Origin of the sequence: Anaerotignum lactatifermentans DSM 14214 (assembly GCF_900142265.1) — a bacterium.
Taxonomy (GTDB): Bacteria; Bacillota; Clostridia; order Lachnospirales; family Anaerotignaceae; genus Anaerotignum; species Anaerotignum lactatifermentans.
Genome location: NZ_FRAH01000111.1, coordinates 1 through 3,615 on the forward strand (window position 1 = coordinate 1; position 3,615 = coordinate 3,615).

Here is a 3,615-nt window from a genome sequence, read left to right on the forward strand (position 1 = left end):
ACGAAATGGATGTTATGTTTTAAGAAATAAAAGAAGGTGAGGCAAATGGCAAGTCCTATGGCAGTTGCCGTTATGACGAAGAAAGCGTTGGAGCTTGCAGAAGACAAACGAGTGCGGACACTGCTGGCAAGTATTGTGGCAGGTATTGTAATCGTGATGCTGATACCGCTGCTGGTTATGGTTTCTATCTTCAATATACAAGCAGGATTCAGTCAGGAGGTGGCAAGGATCATATTCGATGGTGGACCTATTCCAACGGATATTGATGCGGAACTTTCCAAAGCCATGGAAGAAATGATTGATGCCTTTGAGGAATTGGATCAGACAATAGAAGCATTGGAAGAAGAAGGATTTGACGATATCAAAGTCAAGTCCTTTTTTTATATCCTCTATTTTACAAAGGATCTGACAGATTTTGATGAGGAATTCTATGCGGGCTTTGTGGATTGTTTTGTGGGTGAAAAAGAAGATGACGAGATTTATGAGGAACTGGAAGACTACCTTCCCTATACGTTTACGGAAACGGAAAAGATGGAAATCCGAAATCTATATCTGTTTATCAAGTATGGATATGCCACGACAGATAAAATCACAGGCATTCCTGGGGAAGCCTTCAATGATGAAACTTTTGCAAAACTCATGCAGGAAGCAACAAAATATATAGGCTTTCCATACCAATGGGGCGGAAGCACACCAGAAACCAGTTTTGATTGTTCCGGCTTTGTATGTTGGGTATATACCCATTCCGGCGTCCATAACCTTCCCAGAACATCGGCACAGCAGATCTATAACCAGTGTACACCGGTGTCAAAAGATGAGGTCAAGCCGGGGGATTTGGTGTTTTTTACAGGAACATATCAAACCAGCAGCCCCGTAACTCATATCGGAATCGTGCGTCCAGAGGGGCGAAAGTTAGAAGTAGATTAAAGAAAGGGGGACAGAAAAAAAGGCACTACCCCGTAAGATAACACGGGAAACCACCTGCCTAACCGAAAGGCGAAAGCTGTACGGGAAAATAGCACGGCAGGAAAGCAGAAAGTTGTTCAAAGACAATAGAACACGACTGAACTGCAAGGTTAAGTGAATATGAGGATAAAACTATATTTGTTGAATGTGAGTTCCAAACCTCTGTTATATGTGGACACAGGAAACTTGTCTGAAACCTGTGGTATGAGTAACGCTGAAAATAAATTCCTTTCAGTGGGTTATCAATGAACTCATACGGTACGCTGGAGAACCAGTAGTAACGGAACGAAAGCATATCCGACAATTCACACTAGCCTACTACTTTCGTCAACTGGAGATTACCTAAACCAGAATGCCAACAATGGCTATGCGTAATGCTCTTGTAGTGATAAATCACAAGGCTATGCTAAGTGAGATGACGCTGAAAATCTGGCAAGGTAACGGAGCTTTCATAGTAGTCTGAGAACCCTGAAAAGACAGGGAAAGCCGTAAAATCGGATACGGGAAAACCGTTCACATGGCGAAGGAAAGCAGTCTTAGCGAATTAAAATTAGAAATTGATTAGGGAGGAACACCTCAAATGAAACCAACAATGGAGATTTTAACCAAATTACAGGAAAATTCAAAAAAGAACCATGATGAAGTATTTACAAGGCTCTATCGGTATTTACTCCGTCCAGATATATACTATGTTGCATATCAACACCTCTACTCCAACAAAGGAGCAGGAACAAAGGGTGTAACAGACGATACAGCGGACGGTTTTAGTGAAATATATATTGAAAATATCATTGAAGCCTTAAAAAATGAAATGTATCAGCCAAAACCAGTACGACGTACATACATCAAAAAATCAAATGGCAAAATGCGTCCATTAGGACTGCCTGTTTTTACTGATAAGCTGATACAGGAAGCAATACGCATGATATTAGAAGCAATCTATGAGCCTATTTTTTCAGACTACTCTCACGGTTTCCGACCAAAAAGAAGTTGTCATACTGCTCTTGCTCAAATAAAAAAAGAATTTACAGGAGCACGTTGGTTTATAGAGGGCGATATAAAAGGATGTTTTGATAACATCAATCATGCAATACTAGTGGAAATTATCAATCAGAAAATTAAAGATGCACGTTTCCTGAAACTCATTCGTTTATTCTTAAAGGCAGGTTATATGGAAGATTGGAAATACCACGAAACTTATAGCGGTTGCCCCCAAGGTGGTATCATTTCGCCTATTCTTGCGAATATCTACCTTAACGAATTAGACCGTCACGTAATGAAGATAAAGAAAGAGTTTGATGTGGCAATAAAGGCACATTATACACCAGAATATACAAAACTGGTAGGACTACGCAAAAGATTACACAACAAAATTAAAAATAGCAATGGTATAGAAAGAGAAAAGCTGATTGAAGAATATAAATCTGCAACAGCTCAAATGCTTAAACTACCAGCGAAACAATGTGACGACAAGAAAATAAAATATGTGCGTTATGCTGATGATTTCCTAATAGCTGTGAATGGCAATCGACAGGATTGTGAGAAGATTAAGCAAGAACTTACAGAATTTATAAGTACCACATTAAAAATGGAACTTAGTCAAGAAAAAACTCTGATTACACATAGTAATACTCCTGCTCGTTTTCTCGGATATACTGTCAGGGTACGACGTGACCAGCAGATTAAACCAAAAGGAAAATTTAAAACCCGTTCTATGAATAACAAGGTGGAATTGAATATTCCATTCAAAGACAAGATAGAGAAATTTCTATTTTTAAATGGAATTGTAAAGCAGAGGTCAGACAATGGAAGATTAGAACCTATACACCGACCACAACTGCTTAACAGGACAGATTTGGAAATAGTGACTATCTATAATGCAGAATTAAGAGGTATCTGTAACTTTTATGGATTGGCAAGCAATTTTAACAAGCTAATCTATTTTAATTATCTTATGGAATATAGCTGTTTGAAAACACTTGCAGGAAAGCACCGTTCCAAAGTTTCTAAAATCATAGCTATGTACAAAGATGGTACAGGCAAATGGGCTATTCCTTATGAAACCAAAACAGGAATAAAGAAAATGTATTTTGCTAATTATGCTGACTGCAAAGGAAAGAAGTTTACTGATATTATTCCGCAAACAGCTAAAAATTATTCCCATGATGTAACAACATTAGAAAGCCGATTAAAGGCGAAGCTATGTGAAGTATGTGGATGTACGGAAAGTGACAGATACGAAATCCATCACGTAAATAAGGTTAAAACCCTTAAAGGGAAATCAGAATGGGAAAAGATAATGATAGCCAAAAGGCGAAAAACAATCGTGGTATGCCACAAGTGTCACATGGCTATACATCATGGTGAAAAGAAATAACCTGTAGTGGAGCAAAGATGGAGAGCCGTGTGCATTGAGAAATGCAAGCACGGTTCGGGGAGAGGACTGCACAAACCTACCTTAGAAATAAGGAAAGGCGGTGCTTTCCTACTCTACTATGTTGGGGACAATCAGATGCTGCATTGTGGCGATCCCATCGGCTATGCAAATTTGGGAAATTCCTATTGGGTGAAGCATTTTTATGGATTTGGCAGATTGTAAAGGAGTGTGAAAAAAGTATGATTGAAAAAATCACAGTAGAAGAATTGAAA

Annotated in this window: 2 protein-coding genes and 1 pseudogene; all 3 read left to right on the plus strand. The window is 38.8% G+C overall.

Annotated features, from left to right (window positions below):
- Positions 1–45 precede the first annotated feature (45 nt).
- A complete protein-coding gene (locus BUB35_RS17310) occupies positions 46–927 on the plus strand; it encodes a C40 family peptidase (protein ID WP_072853774.1) in 882 nt (293 codons plus the stop codon).
- A gap of 619 nt (positions 928–1,546) precedes the next feature.
- Entirely contained in the window at positions 1,547–3,343 is a 1,797-nt protein-coding gene (locus tag BUB35_RS17320) for a reverse transcriptase domain-containing protein (RefSeq protein WP_072853776.1), read from the plus strand.
- Between the two features lie 117 nt (positions 3,344–3,460).
- Positions 3,461–3,565: pseudogene (locus tag BUB35_RS20190) on the plus strand (C40 family peptidase); the annotation flags it as partial.
- Positions 3,566–3,615: the final 50 nt, after the last annotated feature.